General features: G+C 40.6%; 16 protein-coding genes, 1 tRNA gene and 2 pseudogenes. 13 read left to right on the top strand and 6 right to left on the bottom strand.

All coding sequences use genetic code 11. The features are described from left to right. The 4 genes and pseudogenes from PN471_RS06645 to PN471_RS06630 form a co-directional block, all read left to right on the top strand. A pseudogene (locus PN471_RS06645) lies at nt 1-306 on the top strand (photosystem II q(b) protein); the annotation flags it as partial. A 297-nt stretch (nt 307-603) separates the two neighbouring features. Continuing rightward, nucleotides 604-1,122 carry a Ycf51 family protein gene (locus tag PN471_RS06640; protein WP_271776165.1) on the top strand — a complete coding sequence of 173 codons (519 nt, stop codon included), beginning with the start codon at nt 604-606 and terminating at the stop codon, nt 1,120-1,122. Nucleotides 1,123-1,348: 226 nt separating this feature from the next. After that, nucleotides 1,349-2,500 (top strand): iron-containing alcohol dehydrogenase family protein, encoded by a 1,152-nt coding sequence (locus PN471_RS06635; protein WP_271776164.1) that lies wholly within the window; start codon nt 1,349-1,351, stop codon nt 2,498-2,500. 104 nt (nt 2,501-2,604) lie between these two features. Beyond that, nucleotides 2,605-3,810, top strand: a complete 1,206-nt coding sequence (locus PN471_RS06630; protein ID WP_271776163.1) for an aspartate aminotransferase — start codon at nt 2,605-2,607, stop codon at nt 3,808-3,810. Nucleotides 3,811-3,936: 126 nt separating this feature from the next. Here PN471_RS06630 and PN471_RS06625 read toward each other — a convergent pair whose 3' ends face one another. From PN471_RS06625 to PN471_RS06610, 4 genes and pseudogenes are all read right to left on the bottom strand, one after another. Next, the gene (locus PN471_RS06625; RefSeq protein ID WP_193892214.1) at nt 3,937-4,368 is read right to left on the bottom strand and encodes a VOC family protein; all 432 of its coding nucleotides are present in this window, start codon (nt 4,366-4,368) and stop codon (nt 3,937-3,939) included. A 165-nt stretch (nt 4,369-4,533) separates the two neighbouring features. Then, entirely contained in the window at nt 4,534-4,863 is a 330-nt protein-coding gene (locus PN471_RS06620) for a ribulose bisphosphate carboxylase small subunit (RefSeq protein WP_104389420.1), read from the bottom strand. 45 nt (nt 4,864-4,908) lie between these two features. Then, a pseudogene (rcbX, locus tag PN471_RS06615) lies at nt 4,909-5,338 on the bottom strand (RuBisCO chaperone RbcX). A 101-nt stretch (nt 5,339-5,439) separates the two neighbouring features. Continuing rightward, entirely contained in the window at nt 5,440-6,870 is a 1,431-nt protein-coding gene (locus tag PN471_RS06610; protein ID WP_271776162.1) for a form I ribulose bisphosphate carboxylase large subunit, read from the bottom strand. 907 nt (nt 6,871-7,777) lie between these two features. On the opposite strand from PN471_RS06610, the gene PN471_RS06605 reads away from it, so the two are divergent. From PN471_RS06605 to PN471_RS06575, 7 genes are all read left to right on the top strand, one after another. Beyond that, nucleotides 7,778-8,716 carry a LysR family transcriptional regulator gene (locus tag PN471_RS06605; protein ID WP_271776161.1) on the top strand — a complete coding sequence of 313 codons (939 nt, stop codon included), beginning with the start codon at nt 7,778-7,780 and terminating at the stop codon, nt 8,714-8,716. A 496-nt stretch (nt 8,717-9,212) separates the two neighbouring features. Further along, the gene (locus tag PN471_RS06600; protein ID WP_271776160.1) at nt 9,213-10,055 is read left to right on the top strand and encodes a YaaW family protein; all 843 of its coding nucleotides are present in this window, start codon (nt 9,213-9,215) and stop codon (nt 10,053-10,055) included. Then, entirely contained in the window at nt 10,037-11,341 is a 1,305-nt protein-coding gene (locus PN471_RS06595) for an O-antigen ligase family protein (RefSeq protein WP_271776159.1), read from the top strand. The genes PN471_RS06600 and PN471_RS06595 overlap by 19 nt, the downstream gene beginning before the upstream one ends. Before the next feature lie 577 nt (nt 11,342-11,918). Then, nucleotides 11,919-12,356, top strand: coding sequence for a ribosome silencing factor (gene rsfS, locus PN471_RS06590; protein ID WP_193892196.1), 438 nt, complete (start codon nt 11,919-11,921; stop codon nt 12,354-12,356). Between the two features lie 5 nt (nt 12,357-12,361). Continuing rightward, nucleotides 12,362-12,862, top strand: coding sequence for a CGLD27 family protein (locus tag PN471_RS06585; RefSeq protein WP_193892193.1), 501 nt, complete (start codon nt 12,362-12,364; stop codon nt 12,860-12,862). An 82-nt stretch (nt 12,863-12,944) separates the two neighbouring features. After that, nucleotides 12,945-13,898, top strand: a complete 954-nt coding sequence (locus PN471_RS06580) for an asparaginase (RefSeq protein ID WP_271776158.1) — start codon at nt 12,945-12,947, stop codon at nt 13,896-13,898. A gap of 60 nt (nt 13,899-13,958) precedes the next feature. Continuing rightward, nucleotides 13,959-14,035, top strand: a tRNA-Met gene (locus PN471_RS06575). Nucleotides 14,036-14,377: 342 nt separating this feature from the next. Here PN471_RS06575 and PN471_RS06570 read toward each other — a convergent pair. Beyond that, nucleotides 14,378-14,716: an ArsR/SmtB family transcription factor gene (locus PN471_RS06570; RefSeq protein ID WP_271776157.1), complete on the bottom strand. Its 339-nt coding sequence runs from the start codon at nt 14,714-14,716 to the stop codon at nt 14,378-14,380. A gap of 383 nt (nt 14,717-15,099) precedes the next feature. Between PN471_RS06570 and PN471_RS06565 the strand changes: the two genes are divergently transcribed. Together PN471_RS06565 and modA are read left to right on the top strand one after the other, a co-directional pair. Continuing rightward, entirely contained in the window at nt 15,100-15,879 is a 780-nt protein-coding gene (locus PN471_RS06565) for a YebC/PmpR family DNA-binding transcriptional regulator (RefSeq protein WP_193892184.1), read from the top strand. A 303-nt stretch (nt 15,880-16,182) separates the two neighbouring features. Continuing rightward, complete coding sequence (gene modA, locus PN471_RS06560; RefSeq protein ID WP_442867136.1) at nt 16,183-17,010, top strand: molybdate ABC transporter substrate-binding protein; 828 nt, start codon at nt 16,183-16,185, stop codon at nt 17,008-17,010. 218 nt (nt 17,011-17,228) lie between these two features. Here modA and PN471_RS06555 read toward each other — a convergent pair whose 3' ends face one another. Continuing rightward, nucleotides 17,229-17,600 (bottom strand): hypothetical protein, encoded by a 372-nt coding sequence (locus PN471_RS06555; protein WP_271776156.1) that lies wholly within the window; start codon nt 17,598-17,600, stop codon nt 17,229-17,231. Nucleotides 17,601-17,894 lie beyond the last annotated feature (294 nt).

Below are 17,894 nucleotides of genomic sequence, written 5' to 3'. Positions count from 1 at the left end.
TTCCAATACGCTTCTTTCAACAACAGCCGTTCTTTACACTTCTTACTCGCTGCCTGGCCTGTAATTGGTATCTGGTTCACCGCTTTGGGTATCAGCACCATGGCGTTCAACTTGAACGGTTTCAACTTCAACCAATCCATCATGGATTCTCAAGGTCGCGTTATCGCTACCTGGGCTGACGTAATCAACCGCGCTAACCTAGGGATGGAAGTAATGCACGAGCGTAACGCTCACAACTTCCCTCTAGACTTGGCTGCTAGTGAAGTTGCTCCTGTCGCTTTAAGCGCTCCTGCAATCAACGGTTAATAATTCAAGCTTTTTTAAAAGTTTAATTACAGAAACACCTCCCATACATGGGGGGTGTTTTTGTTTTGAATGAAACAATTTGACCCCTCAGTGTTTATTCAATGAACGTGAACTCTCTTTCTATTTCCCCACCAATGAACGCAAAGGCGGTCAAAATCATAACTATTACTAACATTTTGCTCTGTAAATTCAAATTCAGAGGCAACAGGGAATGTTGACACTCTCAGGTCTCAAGATACTGAGCTTTACGCTTACCAAGTAATCCGGTAAAATGGGAATATTCGTAATTAAAACCTTATGCCTAGTACAGCTAATTTTCTCGAATATACCCAATGGTCAGGTATTGCCACAATAGTTTTTGCAGTTCTGACAATCTTAGCTTTCATTCTTAAATGGGGCTTTCGCTTTCGATTGGTGGGTGCAACTGGCTTTATGCTGGTACTAACAGGGGGATTGTTTTCACTTTCCCTTGTTCCCCTGAGTCGCACAATTATTCCCGGTGCTGCCAAGTATACTCTAGTTTATGATAATGGTTCTAACCAAACTGTAATTGCGATCGCCCCGGAAATTACTCCCACCGAATTAGAAGCTACTTTACGTCAAGCAGCTAGTAACCTTTATTCCTATGGTCGTTTAGGTACTGGTGGTGATAAGCAATTAATAGTCCGCGCCCGTACTATTATCCACCCAGAAATAGGTTTATCTATACCTGTGTACTTAGGTGAAGTAAGACGCACTTTGGTGCGTCCTGAAGACCCAGAAATGGCGGTGGAAGTTTATTTAGATAAGTTTGCTTCCTTACCAAAACCCACTTGATAGGTGACAGGTTACAGGTGATAGGGAATAGGGAATAGGGAATAGGGAATAGGTAAATAATTTTCTTCCTCCTGAACTCCTGAACTCCTGAACTCCTGAACTCCTGAACTCCTGAACTCCTGACTCCTGACTCCTGATTTGCACATTTTTTAGTCATCTATCATACAATAAAGATTATTTTAAAATTTGATTAAGAAATATCAATAGTTTTGGCAAAATAATGATCATGCCTAATCAACATTCTACTGAAACTTTGTCTGCTCAAACCTCTAGTTCATTTTTCAGGCTTTCTGTTGCCCCTGGCAAAGTAATTCGCGGTGCTGGGATATTGTCAACCGTTGCGGGTGAAGTTGCTAATTTGGGAACTCGTCCTTTAATTATTACTGGCAATCAGACTCTTAATCTGAGTCAAGAGAGTTTACAACCTCTTTGCCAATCTCCAGAATTACATCCTATTCTGGTTTCCTATGGTGCTGATTGTTGTGAAGCTAGTTTAAAAGCTTTACGCAAAGCTGCTAAGGAACATAAGGCTGATCTAATTATCGGGATTGGCGGTGGTAAAGCCTTGGATACGGCTAAATTAGTCGCCCACCAATTAACATTACCAGTTGCGACAATTCCCACTTCTGGGGCTACCTGTGCGGCTTGGACTGCCCTTGCTAATGTTTATTCAGAGACGGGGGCGTTTTTGTATGATGTGGCTTTGTCTTGCTGTCCTGATTTGCTAATTTTGGATTATAATTTGATCCAGACCGCACCTCAAAGCACATTAATAGCAGGAATTGGGGATGCGATCGCCAAATGGTATGAAGCCTCAGTGAGTAGTGGACATTTACAACAAACTTTGATTATTGCCGCAGTCCAACAAGCGCGAGTTTTACGCGATATTTTATTACAAAAGTCCGCTGCGGCTTTACAATCTCCTGGTAGCGAAGTTTGGCAAGAGGTTGTAGACGCAACTGTACTTTTAGCTGGGGTAATTGGAGGACTGGGTGGGGCGCAATGTCGCACGGTTGCTGCCCATGCAGTTCATAATGGCTTAACCCATATTTCTGGACATGAGAGTATTCACGGGGAAAAGGTCGCTTATGGTATCCTGGTACAACTGCGGTTAGAAGAAATGATCCAGGGAAATCAATTAGCAGCGTCAGCAAGACAACAATTGTTGAAGTTCTATGCAGAGATTGGACTACCCCAAAAATTAGCAGATTTGGGATTAGGTAATATTACTCTAGGTGAGTTACAAACAGCAGCAGAAATTAGTTTACAACCTAATTCTGATATCCACCGTTTACCGTTTAATGTAGCGTTGGAACATTTGATGGCTGCAATGGTTTCTACCACTGCACCAAATCAATTAAAAATTAAAAATGGGTAATTGGTAATTGGTAATTGGTAACGGGTAATTGGTAAAATTTTCATCTATTCCCTGTCACCTGTCACCTGTCACCTGTTCCCTCTTCCCTATTTTGAGGTGAAAGAATGAGTTTAAGTTGGATGTCTCCCGCAGAACGGATACAAAAATTGCCGCCTTATGTGTTTGCTCGTTTGGATGAATTAAAGGCTAAGGCTAGAGAACAAGGGTTGGATTTAATTGATTTGGGTATGGGGAATCCTGATGGTCCTACTCCCCAACCTGTGATAGACGCAGCTATAGCAGCTTTGCAAAATCCCGCTAATCACGGTTATCCCCCCTTTGAAGGGACGGCTAGTTTCCGCAAGGCGATTACTCAATGGTATCATCGCCGTTATGGGGTGACGCTGAATCCTGATAGTGAGGCTTTACCTTTACTTGGTTCTAAGGAAGGTTTGGGACATTTAGCGATCGCCTACATTAATCCTGGTGATACTGTATTAGTACCTTCACCATCTTACCCTGTGCATTTTCGTGGACCGATTATTGCTGGGGGAGTTATCCACAATTTAATTCTCCAGGGAGAAAATAACTGGTTAATTGATTTAGCGGCTATTCCTGACGAAGTGGCTAGAAAAGCCAAAATTCTCTATTTTAATTATCCCAGTAATCCTACCGCTGCTACCGCCCCCCGCGAATTTTTTGAGGAAATTGTGGCGTTTGCGCGGAAGTATGAAATCCTTTTAGTCCATGATTTATGTTATGCCGAATTAGCTTTTGATGGTTATCAACCCACTAGCTTATTAGAAATTCCTGGTGCTAAGGAGATTGGTGTCGAGTTTCACACTTTATCTAAAACCTATAATATGGCAGGTTGGCGCGTCGGTTTTGTAGTGGGAAATCCTCATGTGATCCAAGGTTTGCGGACTCTGAAAACCAATTTAGATTATGGCATTTTTTCGGCTTTGCAAACTGCGGCGGAAACTGCGCTGAGTCTCCCTGATACTTATTTACATGAAGTGCAACAACGTTACCGCACTCGGCGAGATTTTTTAATTGATGGTTTGGGTAAGTTGGGGTGGAATATTCCCAAAACGGAAGCAACTATGTATTTGTGGATAAAATGCCCTGTGGGAATGAATTCTACAGATTTTGCTTTGAATGTTTTACAGCAAACTGGGGTGGTTTTGACTCCTGGTAATGCCTTTGGTGTGGGTGGTGAAGGCTATGTAAGAATTAGTTTAATTGTAGATTGCGATCGCTTGGGTGAAGCTTTACAAAGATTCCAGGAAGCGGGGATTTGCTATCAATCGGAAGTTTCTGTTTCTGCGTGATAATTAAGGTGAATACACAATCTCAAAAGAATTAAGATTATGACAATTCTGGAAAAGGTAGTGTACTCCGCAAGAGAATAAACCGAGCTTTTGCGTAAAGGGCATATATGTATGTAAGAACGCAAGCTAATTTCTATCACCGATTTGGGTGTATTTAGTATTACCAAATATAGCTTCTGGATGACGATAATACTTAAATTCCATTAAGTTATAAAAAGGGTCTTCTAAGAAAAAAGTCCGATGTTCTAGAAGGGAATCGGTAAAGCGGTATTTAGGTTCTTCTCTAAATTTTAACTCTTTGTTATTTGCCCTTTCTAATAATTCTTGCCAATCTGCTTCTTGAGTAAAAATTAGTCCAAAGTGTCGAGGATAAATTGCTTTTTGAGGTGTGAGGATGTCTTTCGTTGTATGTGCTACCAATTGATGTCCATAAAGATTGAGAATCAAGGCATGGGGATTTTCACGTCCGGGAATACAGCCTAAACCGTCAACATAATAGGCTTTGGTTTCGGGGATATTGGTGACGGGGAAAGCGAGATGGAATATGGGTTGGTTCATAGTGGGGGTGAGTGAGAGACGTAATGATAGCGAAAATATAATTTAATACCTAATAAAAAGTGCTACTCAACCGACAATTCTATTCTCTATCAAAAACTCAAAAAGAGAGATAGAAAACTCTACCTCTCCTTTTAATTGATCAAATTACTATCAGCTAATTAGCTTTTAGTATCTGCTGGGTTTGTGAACAATGAAGCTAAGAACTTGACACTGTTTAATGTTGTCAAAACCAACAACACGGATGTAGCAGTTACCATACTGAGAACGGCAACCTTGAACTTCACCCAATACTTCTTGAGTAGATTTAGCGCCGAACAAAGGCAACTTCCACATTGTCCAGTAAAGTTCTGTAGGTTCAGAAGTTTCGTTAAATTCAATTGCGGGGATGTAGCCTTGGTTCAAAATGTATTGAACTTGCTTGGCGATTTGCGCGTCAGACAGAGGGGGAAGGTAAGAAAGAGTTTCGTAACGACGCTCTTTTGGTAAAGTTTGCATAGTTTTTGATAAGTGGGGGAGATTTTTTATTAGTTGGTTGACTGACTAATTAGATAAATTATCTAAATTAGGAATGGCTACGCCACGCAGGCTATCAGATATTGTCTGTCTTTGGTATTTCCAGGCTGGGACTTGATAAATTTAGTTGCGTAATGCGTTCGAGATGCTGGCGACGCTGTTCCATATTGGCTTGCTGAATGCCAGTTATGACCATTTCTGGTAAAAATTCTGTCACTTCTGCCGCTATATGTTCCCTGACAGTCATAATCCGTAATGCCAAATCTGACTTGACTAGAAACAGTTCCTCAATATAAGCTTCTCCGTCTTGGATTTTCCCAGCGGAAAAGTTTTGCAACCAATGTGCTAGAGGAGGATTTGTTTCGCCTAGCTGTGCCAATACAGTCCTCAGAGCCTGATAAGTCAGGTAGCTTTGGAGAGTTTTGGCTGTGTCTTTCGCAATTTGCTTTAAATCCATGCTTGACCCAACCCTCAATAAGTCAAAAGTCAAAAGTCAAAAGTTAAAATTCAGAAAATTTCTTGGCTTTTATCTTTCAACTTTTAACTTTTAACTCATCATCAGACGGTATCCATTGCTTCAAACTCGAACTTAATTTCTTTCCACAGTTCGCAAGCAACAGCCAACTCAGGAGACCACTTAGCAGCTTCGCGGATAATATCGTTACCTTCACGAGCCAAGTTACGACCTTCGTTACGAGCTTGAACAACTGCCTCTAGAGCTACGCGGTTAGCTGTAGCACCAGGAGCGTTACCCCAAGGATGTCCGAGTGTACCACCACCGAATTGGAGTACGGAGTCATCACCGAAGATTTCTACCAACGCGGGCATATGCCATACGTGGATACCACCGGAAGCAACTGCCATTACGCCGGGTAAAGAAGCCCAGTCTTGGGTAAAGTAGATACCACGAGACTTGTCTTGTTCGATGTAGTTTTCACGCAATAGGTCAACGAAGCCCATTGTGATTCCCCGTTCACCTTCTAATTTACCAACCACTGTACCGGTGTGGATGTGATCACCACCAGATAAGCGGAGGGCTTTAGCTAATACGCGGAAGTGGATACCGTGATTTTTTTGACGGTCAATTACAGCGTGCATAGCACGGTGAATGTGCAACAGAATACCGTTGTCACGACACCAGCGAGCCAATGTGGTGTTAGCGGTGAAACCTGCGGTCAGGTAATCGTGCATGATGATGGGCTGTTTGAGTTCTTTAGCGTACTCAGCCCGTTGGATCATTTGTTCGCAGGTAGGAGCGGTAACATTGAGGTAGTGACCTTTGATTTCGCCTGTTTCTGCTTGGGCTTTGTTGATAGCTTCAGCTACGAACAAGAAGCGATCGCGCCATCTTTGGAATGGTGCAGAGTTAATGTTTTCGTCGTCTTTGGTGAAGTCCAAACCACCACGTAAACATTCGTAAACTGCGCGTCCGTAGTTCTTAGCGGAAAGACCTAATTTGGGCTTGATTGTACAACCCAACAGAGGACGACCGTATTTGTTCAATTTGTCGCGCTCTACTTGGATACCGTGAGGAGGTCCTTGGAAAGTCTTGATGTAAGCTACAGGAAAACGAATGTCTTCCAAACGTAATGCCCGTAAAGCTTTAAAACCAAATACGTTACCGACGATGGAGGTGAGGACGTTGGTGATAGAACCTTCTTCAAACAAGTCTAAGGGATAAGCAACATAACAAATATATTGGTTATCTTCGCCGGGAACTGGTTCGATGTCGTAACAACGACCTTTGTAGCGATCTAGGTCGGTCAGCAAGTCTGTCCAAACTGTTGTCCAAGTACCTGTGGAGGACTCAGCAGCTACTGCCGCACCAGCTTCTTCGGGAGGAACTCCGGGTTGGGGTGTCATCCGGAAAGCTGCTAATAAATCTGTATCTTTAGGAGTGTAATCGGGAGTGTAATAAGTTAGTCTGTAATCTTTAACCCCAGCTTGGTACCCAGACTTAGCCTGAGTCTTAGTTTGCGCGTAAGACATATTTTTCTTCCAAGAAGTCTTTCTTTTTACTATCAAATCACGTTATGTGCCACTTCTTCTCATTCTTACTCTTAATTCATTCTTAATGAAATTATAAGTTTTGCTTATATTTAGGGGCGAGACTGATCTATGGTGGCGGTATTATTTCCGCAGAAATCAGGCTGCGGCAATTGCTACTGCAACAAATTGTTTACCATGTTTCAGACGTACTATATGACGCTGTTATTTTTCGTCCCAGGAATACAAAATCTTTTCATCTTGAGTTTGCATACCCGACTAAATTGGCTTAATTAAGCTGTCTGGGGAATTTTGCCTGAAAGCTGCATTCCAGATACAAGGCTGGCTTGCTGTCATTCTTTTTTTCCTGATGTCTTTACCTAGAGCCGGTAAGGATTGATCATGGGGCATTTTTCCTGAAGACAGATTCAGTCAGGGGATGAGCAAGGGAGAAGAAACTGCACATCACCGAATTTGTAGCTTACCCCACAATATATCAATAATTCAATAAGTTATTTTGCAAATTTTGTTAACTGATATATTTGAATTTGTGATTACAGAAAGATTTAACAGTTTATTAAGATTTGTGTACCAATGCCTGTGAATATGTTAACTTTTGTAAAAAAACCGGGGCGATAGGTTTTTACAGTAATATCCGGTAAGGGTAAAGCTCAGTGGCTTTAGCCTCTGAGAGTGTCAAAGCTTGTTGATGATCATCTAAGATGCTGAAATATTCAACAGCAATGTCCGCAAGAGCTTTACACACCCTACAGGCTTTTTCTGTAAAGTCTGAAGATCCATTTTTCTGTATACTAAGGTTCAGAACTTTGTATAAATAACAATTAAAAAATCCTTAGTGTTACGTGATACTAAAGTTATATCTACAAATTGTGATCAGAGGAGAATAAGCTTGAACCAAGCGACGTTACACCAGTTGAAGGTGTTCGAGGCTGCTGCCCGACATGGTAGTTTTACACGCGCTGCGGAAGAGTTGTTTTTGACTCAACCTACCATATCCATGCAAATCAAACAGTTGACGAAATCAGTAGGTTTGCCATTATTTGAGCAGGTAGGAAAGCGTTTATATTTGACGGAAGCGGGACGGGAATTATTTGCTACTTGTCGGCAAATTTTTGAGACTATGGATAAGTTTCAAATGACTATTGCGGATTTAAAGGGATTAAAACAAGGACAGTTAAGACTGGCGGTAATTACGACTGCTAAGTATATTATTCCCAGATTGTTGGGTCCTTTTTGTCAGCTTTATCCCGGGATTGATATTTCTCTCCAAGTCACAAATCATGAACTGATTTTAGATCGGATGATGGGTAATTTGGATGACTTGTATATTATGAGTCAAATTCCTGATCACTTTGATGTCAATTTCCAGCCATTTCTCGAAAACCCTTTGATAGTTCTTGCACCTGCGAATCATCCCTTAGCGAAGGAAAAAAATATTCCGATTGAACGTTTGGGAGAAGAACCGTTTATTATGAGGGAACCGGGTTCAGGAACTCGCAGTGCTGTCCAAAGTCTGTTTGAGGAACATGATATCAAGGTGAAGGTGAAGTTGGAGTTGGGGAGTAATGAAGCAATTAAACAGGCGATCGCTGGTGGTCTAGGTATTTCCGTATTATCCCGTCATACTTTACTCACAGACATTGCGGAATTTAGCATTTTAGATGTGCAATATTTCCCAATTAAACGTACTTGGTATATGGTTTATCCCGCTGGTAAGCAGTTATCTATTATTGCTCATACTTATTACCAGTATCTTTTAGAGGCGGCGAAAAAAATTACTGAGCAAGGTGGTTTAATATTAGATCATACGGTAGAAACCAATCCTTAGATCAAGCTGGCACAAATACATAATCAGTTGGCTTGATTCTATGAGAGTGAGTAGTGTGGGGACAGGAGTGGTAAAATTGCTGCAGGTGAGATGCGATCGCTGCGGGAGAATGTCAAGTGCAGAAATTACCCAAAGCACAGGAGAAGATTGGTTAGGCGTATAACTAACTCTATCTACCGCCATTGGTGACAAGTTAAGGCTGTAAGTCTTTTGTCAAGAGGCTTTCGGATAATTATTGGAAAAAAATTGGTCAGTCCCTCTTTGAAGCTCAGGAAAAGGAGCGACAATTAATTTTATGTTTGGTTTTCGTTTACCACATTAAAGAGGTACATAATCGAATATTACAGCTAGAACTCAATTTTTGCAAAAAAGTGTTAGAATCAACCTTCCGCAGATATTAAATATAGGCTCAACTCAGTTGCTATTGAAAGATTTTTGATTGACAAGATAGTAGAATAAGGTACAGACTAAGTGGTACAGAAGAGAGGAAGGGAAATTGGAAGAACTCAGGGCGGTATTGGAATTAGCCACCGAAGAGGAACTACAGGACTTGACAGCTATTCTGTTTAGTCGCAAGTTTAACCCCTTAGATTATGTTCACACACCCGAACCCATTGCAGTACAAAGCCAAGATCATCAAGCTTGGTTAGATACAATAGAAAATCGCTTTCGGTTTTTAGCAGCTGATGGTATCACTGTATTACGCGGACATACTGATCAAGTAACTTACCGACAAGCCCTCATTCAAGTATGCAAATATTTGAAAATTCAGTATTATCAAGATTTAACAACAATTGATTTAGAAGCAGAAGTATTTTTGCACCTACTAGGAAAGGTTTGGAAAAAGTTGCCAAAAACAGATAAGCAACAACTAACTATTAATGTCCAAGGTCAATTATCGCAAACAAAATTTAAACAACCATTACCATTGTCATTGCAACGTGATCCTTTAGGATTAATATTTAAAGGTGGTAGTGCTTTGGCTGTAACTTCTGTCATCCAACCTTTTGTTCTGCAACAAATCGCCCATCAATTTGCGATTCATTTTGCTACCTATCAAGTGGCTAAAGAAGCAGCAATTACAGGGACAGGATTAGCTACTAAACAGTTTCAAAACTATGTGGCTTTACAAATGTCCCGTCGGGGTATGACCATGAGTGCAGCCCGTTATGGTGCAGTTCGTAGTGCATTTGCTTTGGTAGGTCCTGTGATGTGGGCTTGGTTTTTTGCTGATTTGGGTTGGAGAGCGATCGCCACAAATTATGGCAGAATTATTCCTACTGTCTTTACCCTCGCGCAAATTCGTCTTACCCGTACAGAATGTTGGGAAATAGCTTAAAGAAAACTTGTGATCATCCAAATCCCCGCTTACAAACCCCTTGGAATTGGCTGCAATTTGGACTAATATCTCTCCCCCTGAGTCCATTTTTGGGCGGTATTTCTATCGTTGTGGCATCATTGCTAACCTGGCGTAAACAATACCATATCATTAGCGATCGCCCAATTCACAAGGGATTTGCTCTTTTGAGTATCTTACTCCTAATTACCACCGGATTCGCCTCTGGTAAACTCGATGCTGTTTTGGGTTTATTCAACTTCATCCCCTTCTTCTTCTTTTTTACCGGACTCACTCCCCTGATTCAAACACCCGCCCAATTACGACAAATTGCTTGGATCATGGTGTTTGGATCTGTACCTGTTTTAATCATCGGTTTTGGACAATTATTCCTCGGTTGGAATTTCCAATTTCAGTTTTTATGGATTGTTTTTGATTGGATAGTTGCACCAGAAAAGTCATTATCAGGACGCATGACTGCTAATTTCATGCACCCTAATACTTTAGCTGCTTATTTAGTAACTATTTTTATTTTGGGTTTGGGTTTATGGCTAGAAAACTACCACAAATTAAAGCAAAAAAATCGCCTAATTATCTTTTTGACAGTTGCTGTATGTGCTAACTTTATCGCCTTAATTTTAACCAATTCTCGTAATGGTTGGGGAATCACTATTTTTGCCTGTTTAGCTTATGCTTTATATAAAGGTTGGCGATTAATTGTTGCGGCCGTTTTCACCATTACCAGTTTTTGTTTTTTGGCAGCTTTTGCACCTTCACCTATTGCCCAGTTTTTCCGCCTTTTTGTTCCCTACGGTATTTGGGCGCGGTTAAATGATGATATGTTCCCTGATAGACCGGTGGGATTAATGCGAAAAACTCAATGGGAATTTGCCTGGAATCTCACTCAACAATATCCTTTAACTGGTTCAGGTTTACGCAGTTTCGGAGGACTTTATAAAACCCAAATGCAAATTGATGTCAACCATCCTCATAATCTATTTTTAATGCTGTCGGCGGAAACTGGGTTAATTACTACTTTGCTATTTTGTGGGTTACTAATTTGGATATTAATGACAGCCAGTCAAATTCTCTGGCAATCTAGATATATAGAACCAGAAAATCATCTAGTCTTCTTGAGTTATCTGATCACCTTTAGCGGATGGATACTATTTAATACTGTTGATGTTACTACTTTTGATATCCGGTTAAATACTCTCTCTTGGGTTTTCCTGGCTGCATTATCTGGAGTTATGTATCAATATCAATCACGTCATATACAGGAATCATAAATAATATTTGAAAAATTTGGGTCAGCATCCAGCCGGGGAATGGATTCCATTTTAAGGTAAAAGCGATACCTGCGGTCAGCTTCGCTATCACGTGAGTTCGACATAACGATAATTTGTGGAAAACTCACCCCACGTAGGAGTCTCAAGCCCTTATGATCTCGTTGAAAAAATTATAACTCCGTTCGCGTAGCGTCTCCGAAGGAGAAACTCCTAACTCCGAACTCACGTGCTATCACACCCCCTGAACTCAAAACTCCAATATGATTTTTTGATCTCCCGCAGAGAACGAGCGATCGCCCTCCCTCAACAAATCCGTTGGGTTTCATGCTAACTGCTCCGCAACGCTAACGCGAACAACCCAATCTACAAATCAAGGCTTTTTCTAATTTGGACAAGGTATTGGTAGTAGAACGCATTTCTGGTTGGTTAATCGGGTCTCGTTACCCTGGTTTATAAAGTAATCAGCTGTAGAATATGTTACTATCTAGAGAAAACCTATTCATGCAATTGCAATTCAGAATATTTGTAAGCAAGTTGAATAAGTATTTGCTGCCATAGAAAAAATACATGAGGTTGAATGACTGAATCTTTAAGAGGAAATTTCCCATTGACAAAGAACGCTGTGGGCAGACCTAAAACTGACACAGAAGCCACAAGCAAAAATTTAGCTTTAACCATTGCTGAGGCGGCTTTAGACCGCAAAGCTGTCGAAATTGTCCTGCTTGATGTGGCAGAAATCTCTTACCTGTCAGATTACTTTGTGATGATGACTGGTTACTCTAAAGTACAAGTGAGAGCGATCGCTGACGCAATTGCTGGACAAGTGGAAATTGACTGGCAACGACGACCCCTCAGAACCGAAGGAAAAGCCGAGGGAACTTGGGTACTCCAAGATTATGGTGATGTTATCGTCCATATCATGATGCCAAGGGAACGAGAGTTTTATAATTTAGAAGCGTTCTGGGGACACGCGGAACGTATTCCCATACCAAACTCGGATAATATTGGGGGTTAACCAATATGATGCGATCCTCTCTAGAGAATTGCCCAGTTCCAAAGGAACAACAACCACTGAATGAGTACGAAGAGCTAAAAAATGCTTGGCTATTTCGAGATAGTACCCTAAATTGGGGTAACTACACCAAAAAAATGTTTTGGATTTGGTCTTGGTCTTGGTTAATAGCCGGACCTGTGGCAGCAGCCAGCTTTCCTCCCCAAAAGCAGATTTTTAATTTTCTTCTTTGTGGATCTGGTGCTGCTAGTGTAACTGTAGTGTTAGCATTGGTAAGGTTATATTTAGGTTGGTTCTATGTGCGCGATCGCCTTTACAGTCCCACCGTATTTTATGAAGAATCTGGTTGGTACGACGGACAAACCTGGACAAAACCCCCAGAAGTCATGAGCCGCGATCGCCTAATTGTTACCTACGAAATTAAACCCATTTTTCAACGCTTGCAAATTACCTTTGCCGCCCTAGCTCTAATGTATCTTATTGGTACTATAATTTGGCATTTCTTGTAAGTCTTATTGGTCATTAGTGATTGGTCATTGGTAATTAGTAAAACAACTGACAACTGACAACTAACAAAATAGATATAAACCCATGACAATGGGAAAACGCACTCAAGCCACAGCACTGGAAGTCCGGTTGCTGCGTGAAGGTATTATCGAATCTCGGCATATAGTCCAGGCTGTAGTTAGTGATGACCGGGGACGGGTACTTTCCGTTGCTGGTAACGCTGAAACCGCCGCGTTTGTCCGTTCTGCCCTCAAACCATTTCAAGCTCTGGCTGTCACCAGTACAGGCACAATGGAACGTTATGGTTTGAGCGATCGAGACTTAGCAATCATCACCAGTTCCCACAAAGGCAGCATGGAACAGGTGAGACAGGTATTTAACATTCTGTGGCGGGCAGATATTGACATCAATGCCCTGCACTGCCCAATCCCTAAAGATAAACGTAGTTCTCTAGAATATAACTGCTCTGGTAAACACGCAGGAATGTTAGCCGTTTGTCAACAACGCCATTGGCCATTAACTAACTACTTAGATCGTAAACACCCAGTCCAACAGTTAATTATCACCAAAATAGCCGAATTGTTGCGAATGCCAGCGGAAGAATTTCTCACCGCCCATGATGACTGCGGCGCACCCACCTATCTCATGCAACTCAGTCAAATGGCATCACTATATGCTGTTTTATCTTCCAGTAATAGCGTAGACATGGAACGCATTGTCCGCGCCATGAACCATCACCCCACAATGGTAGCAGGCGAAGGGGAATTTGATACAGAATTAATGCGTCTCACTCCTGGTGAACTGGTTAGTAAATCTGGGGCAGAAGGAGTACAGTGTATAGGCAGACTTGGTGAAGGCATGGGATTAGCTATTAAAGTAATGGATGGCTCAAAACGCGCTAAATATGCCGTAGCTATTCACATCCTCCAACAAATGGGTTGGATTAGTCCCAGCGTTGCCCAAGGCCTGTCTGAGAAATTTATGAACCTGGGGAAATACAAGCGTTTGGAAGTAATTGGAGAATTATCGCTTTTGTAGTTGACAAACTTTTGACTTCGCGCTATATTAAAGGAGTCGAGAGAAACGCGACGAAGGCGACGCGGGATAGAGCAGCCTGGTAGCTCGTCGGGCTCATAACCCGAAGGTCAGTGGTTCAAATCCACTTCCCGCCACCAAATAAAAAAATAAATCCCTGTAATCTGAAAAAGTTGCGGGGATTTGTTTTATGAAAACAGCAAGTAGGGGCGCAGGGCCTGCGCCCAAGAATTATTCAGAATTCATCTTGCCAGAATTTCAGTTTGTATCAAACCCACATTCCGCACCCCCCGGTGTCACAATCGGTTTTTTCTGATTTTTATCCCCATTTAATGTTGTATTTTGTACCAAAACCAAGAAATATTGGTAGGCGATAGCGAAGCGCTGCCGCAAGCAGTTCGCTAAAACCAAATCTCCAAACGACCAATTTTCGTTGTGTGACAGTTTAGGGTGCGGAAGGTAGGATCAAATCTAATTCCCGACTATTCACCACAGGAACGAGGGGATAAAAATCCAGAATTGAGGCGAAATTCGGCTAGATATGTTTCTAAAACCTGAAATTGGGAAATATTCAAGCTGTAATAAATCCAGCGTCCTTCTTGACGGGAATTTACTAGACTTGCTTCCTTGAGGGTTTTCAGGTGAAAAGAAAGTTTTGACTGATTCATTTCTAAAGCATCACATAAGTCACATACACACAGTTCATGCTGACGCAGTAGTTCTATAACACTGATTCTAATGGGATCTGATAGGGCATGAAAACCCGATACTATTAAAGTGTGAGTGGTAATAGGAGAAGTTAGTGGTTTATTTAAGAGCATTAGGTATCTATCCTGATGATATTTGATTTTATAGATAGGCGATCGCCTATCATCTATATTAACTTTAATTAAGCCGATGATAAATCCCTGAATTCTTCATCATCAGCAATTCTCATTTTGAAATATATGTAGGGGTTGCTGAAAAAGTTGTCTGTGAGGGCAGGCAAGAGGCAAGAGTTTGGGCTATCTGTTATCCCTAAATTTTGTGATTTATTCAACCCAAAATGCACGCTTTTGGGACTATCTCCTTCAAAAATCTTGCACCTATTTTCTTTTTTAGCAGACTCAAACCTTTGATATATATAGGTCTTGCATTTATTCAGCAAGCCCTATGTGCCCTAGATATTTTATGTTTGAATAGAGAATAGATATTTTTTTTAATTATGGCAGGACATAGTAAATGGGCAAATATTAAACGTCAAAAAGCCGTAGTAGATGCCAGAAGGGGAAGTATATTCACCCAACTATCACGGGCAATAATTGTCGCTGCAAGAAACGGTATACCAGATCCAGCAGGTAATTTTCAACTCAGGACAGCCATTGATAAAGCCAAAGCAGCAGGCATTCCCAATGATAATATTGATAGAGCGATTGCCTACGGCACGCGCAAGGCGAACGCTAAAGGTGCAGGTACTTTCAGTGATAACAGCATCCTTGAAGAAATTCGCTACGAAGGTTACGGTCCTGGTGGTGTCGCCATTTTAATTGAAGCCCTCACAGATAACCGGAATCGAACTGCGGCAGATTTGCGCGTCTCCTTTAGCAAAAATGGCGGAAATTTAGGAGAAACAGGGTGTGTAAGTTGGATGTTTTCCCAAAAAGGAGTTTGTGTAGTCGAAGGTGTAATTGATGAAGACAAGCTTTTAGAAGCTTCCTTAGAAGGAAATGCCCAGTCTTATGAAATCATTGCAGAGGAAACATTTGAGGTATTTACAGAAATAGCAAATTTGGAGAAACTCAGCCAAACCTTAAAAGCAAAAGGTTTTAAAGTCACAAATATAGAATTGCGTTGGCTTCCTGGTAATCAAGTAGAAGTTACAGATGCAGATCAAGCCAAATCTCTTCTCAAATTAATTGATACTCTAGAAGGATTAGATGATGTCCAAAATGTGACAGCTAATTTTGACATGGCGGATGGTTTAATGGAACTTAGTATCACCTAAGCTACCTGTAATTCCGTAGAAGAGTAGACATTTACCTCAGACCTCAAATCTTCAATACCAACTTAATAGACACATATTAATACCAATTAATTTGGTATTTTGTAGCAAAGACTACGAATTTTCTATGGTTGGTAAAGTTTTTTAGGGGTTTTTAATTGCTTCTAAAGCATTTGAATTTGAGTGTAAGCATCCTCTGGTGACAGCGTACCAATACAATTTTTGCAATTTCTTCAGAAAACATTTACCAATAAAACTGGTAAATGTTATGGTAATCTTGGTAAAAGTATACCGAGTCTCAATTCCATGAGTAAAAATTTCTCTCAGTTCAGTTTCCCCATCAAAAGAAGAAAACTAGTAGTCTTAATCACTACAGCCCTAGCTGCTTTGCTACTAACAATTGGCTTACCAGCCTTTACTCCTGCCCCTGTTGTAGCACAATCCAACATCAACCTCCTTGTATCTGCCGCTGCCAGTTTAAGAGAGGCTCTGGAAGAGATTAAACCCATGTACCAACAAAGTAAACCAAACGTCAATATTAATTATAACTTTGGTAGTTCAGGGGCATTACAGCAACAAATCGAACAAGGCGCATCTGCGGACATTTTTATATCTGCGGCAAAAAAACAAGTAGATGCTTTAGAAAAAAAAGGACTTTTAGTTGCAGGAACTCGGAATATCATTGCTAAAAACAAATTAGTTTTGGTAGTACCTAAAAATGCCGTTAGTATCACTAGTTTCTACAATCTTAAAGATGCCAAAGTCAAAAAAATCGCCATTGGTGAACCCAGAACTGTACCCGCAGGACAATATGGACAACAAGTATTAGAAAAATTAAAAATTTGGTCAGAAATTAAATCAAAACTGGTGTTTGCGAATAACGTGCGTCAGGTTTTAGCATCTGTAGAAACTGGTAATGCTGATGCAGGATTAGTTTATATAACTGATGCCAAAATCTCTGATAAAGTCAAAGTTGTAGTTACAGCCGATGAAAAATACCACTCTCCCATTATTTATCCCTTAGCAGTTATTAAAAGTAGCAAAAATGTTGATGCTGCTAAAGAATTTTCTCAATTTCTATCTAGCGATCAAGCTAAGGCTGTATTCAATAAATATGGGTTTATTTTGCCTTAATCATCCGTAAAATTTCAGATTCCCGACTTTTTTAAGAAATCAGAATTTATTCACAGGATTAAATAAGGAAGTCGGGAATTTTATTATCCACAATGTAAGTAGGTAGGCGTTGAAATTTATCGTTGAAGCAAGGCAAGAGGCAAGAGGCAAGAGGGAAAAGACTTTGAGTAATTTTACATTTTGTAATATATCTCAATTTTTTCAAGCCGACTTACTTATTAATTAAACCATCCTTTATAAACAGATATTTCACTAACGCCAATTTCCCAAGGTGTACCCTGATCAAAAGGTGGAAACAAACGAATAATTGCCTGATGAGAAAATAATTTTAACTTTTTAGCAATATTAGGAATAGCATAGAATATATGCCAATACATTTCTCTATCAGGACAAATAATAATTAAAATAAAATAGCTAGAATTAGTGACCACATACCAATGACACTTTGATAATAAAGTTTGAATAATTCGCCCACACTTGGCATAGAAATGTTTAGCAATAACCTTTTCTAAATTTCTAATTAGCATCTGATCAATTTGTGTAATCCGAGATGGAGGTAAATCATCTGGAGACAGAGAATAGGGATTCATAGTTGATTAAGTAGGAAATAAAGTTTGTTCACTTGATTTTGCATTGACTCTACCCTCAAGTGTAAACCTGGAAAAATTTTGATTTGGGATTGACAATTTTTTCGTCCTCAAGGACAGAGATTTATAAAAAAGTTTGGTTCTAACGATACCCTGATGGAATAAAATATTAATTCAATTTTCGTAGGTTGGGTTGAACGAAGTGAAACCCAACATTAGCGAGAGGATAGTAGGAGGTGTTGGGTTTCGTCCCGATTGCTCCGCAACGAAGACAGCGAACAACCCAACCTACAATAA

This window comes from Aphanizomenon sp. CS-733/32, from assembly GCF_028330045.1.
Classification (GTDB): Bacteria; Cyanobacteriota; Cyanobacteriia; order Cyanobacteriales; family Nostocaceae; genus Dolichospermum; species Dolichospermum gracile.
This window is presented reverse-complemented; position numbering and strand designations above follow the sequence as displayed.